The sequence below is a fragment of the Pseudofrankia coriaricola genome (assembly GCF_001854805.1).
Classification (GTDB): domain Bacteria; phylum Actinomycetota; class Actinomycetes; order Frankiales; family Frankiaceae; genus Pseudofrankia.
The window spans coordinates 1-1,706 of record NZ_MBLO01000189.1; the positions used below are offsets into that span (position 1 = coordinate 1).

Annotated in this window: 2 protein-coding genes; both read right to left on the bottom strand. The window is 68.7% G+C overall.

Translation table 11 applies throughout. The features are described from left to right. Positions 1–602: 602 nt before the first annotated feature. Positions 603–1,061, bottom strand: coding sequence for a transposase (locus BCD48_RS56785; protein WP_198543337.1), 459 nt, complete (start codon positions 1,059–1,061; stop codon positions 603–605). 345 nt (positions 1,062–1,406) lie between these two features. After that, positions 1,407–1,706, bottom strand: a 300-nt coding sequence (locus BCD48_RS21590; RefSeq protein ID WP_198543336.1) for a transposase, incomplete at its 5' end; no start/stop codon positions are given.

The following is a 1,706-nucleotide window of genomic DNA, read 5'->3' on the forward strand; positions in this document are numbered from 1 at the left end:
GGCCCGGCCACGCGCTGCAAACCCGGGCCATATCTGCCAGGTTTGACCCGGTGGAACGCTTACGGGGTTTCAATCACTGATTCCTCTCGTGCACCGTCCGGTCACGCTCGCCGGACCCGACCCGTCTGACAGTCCCAGGCCGTCCCGGCTTTGTCGGCGCTGCTCCCGCCCTCCCCGGCGTCTCCCGGATCAAGCTGCGCCCAGCTTCGCTAGGCTGCTGCGACAGCCCAGCGGCGAGGTCTTCCACCTCCACTTGGTGCCATGGCGCCTCGTGGCGCACGGTTCCCACGTTTCGCACATGTGAGCTACGACCGGGTTGGGTGCCTGCTTTACCCCGGGGCCGTGGTGCCCTCGTGACTGACGAAGCGCTCTTCAGCCATCACCGCCGCTTTCCAGCGGCAGGCCCTAACCTCCGGTCTTCCGTCCCATCGCCGGAGTTCCCAATAACGAGGCATCATCGCAGGTTCACTTTCGTTCACCCGTCCGGTCTTCCCCTTGCCTGTAGCCGGTGGATGGAACACCAGCCCTTGGGCTTTCCCTCCGAGCTTCACACCCCGCAGTTACCCGCGACGCATGTCGAAGTGGGGACGGGCCCGTGGGCACTAGCCCGGAGCGTAACTGTCGATACCTCGACCCTCCATCCAGTTACCTCTCTCACTATGTGCGACCTCGTGTCGCACGGCCTCGATCGGGTTGGCCCAGGACGCCTGGGTCGGGGTCAGGCACAGCTCGACCCTGTGCCGCCGCGCCCAGGCACGGATCGTGGCCGTCTTGTTTCCGGACCAGTTGTCCAGGATGACGTAGATCGGGGCGCCGTCCGGGCGGGCGGCGCGGATGCTTCGCAGGGCGGTCAGGGTGTGGTCGGCTCCCTTGCGGGTCCGTACGGCGCCCCACAGGGTGTCGTCACCGACCGAGTAGCAGCCGTGGAAGTAGCGGATGCCGTGGGTGCGGTGGTAGGTGGCTGGTAGTCGGTCAGGGTGGCCGGCTCTGGCCCAGCACAGCCCGTGGCAGGGGCGGATCGACAGCGGTCCGAACTGGTCGAAGGCGAAAGCACCGGTCAGGGAAACGGCGGGTCACCTGTTCGATCCGGGCCAGTTTGGTCTCCGCGTCCGGGTCGGAGGTCTCTTTCCAGGTGCGGGTGCGCTGGAAGGAGATCCGGTGGGAGTGCAGCAGTTCGCCCAGGCGTTGGCGGCCCACGACGACCGCAGGTACCCCGGGCGGGGGGTGGCGCAGGTAGTCGGACAGCTTGCGCAGGCTCCAGTGGGTGAACGGCAGCCCCAGCCTGGATCGTTCACGGGGTTGGCGGGTTGCCTCGCGTGATCAGCGTCGGGGAGCGACGGCGCGTCGCGTCGCCGGGTCCACGGCCCGGGGGTCCTTCCTGGTCGCGGGGGCCCGGCGGCCGGCAGCTACGTCCTGGCGGGCAGGGCCTTGACCCGTTGCCAGCTGCCGATGAGGGGCTCGATCCAGGGCCAGTCCGCGCGCAGGTGCAACCAGAGCCTGCGTTGACCGCGGGTGAGCCGGGCAGGCAGGGCGAACAGGCGGAAGCGCAACAGCTTGACCGAGGCCGCGCGCAGCGCGGCCTCGGTCAGGGCGAGGTGGCGGTAGGCGGCGAGCAGTGCGCCGGCGACGGCCACGATCTGGGTCCAGGCCGCGTTGATCTTCCACAGTTTGGAGGGCCAATGGTTCAGGCCGATCGCCTTGCCCTG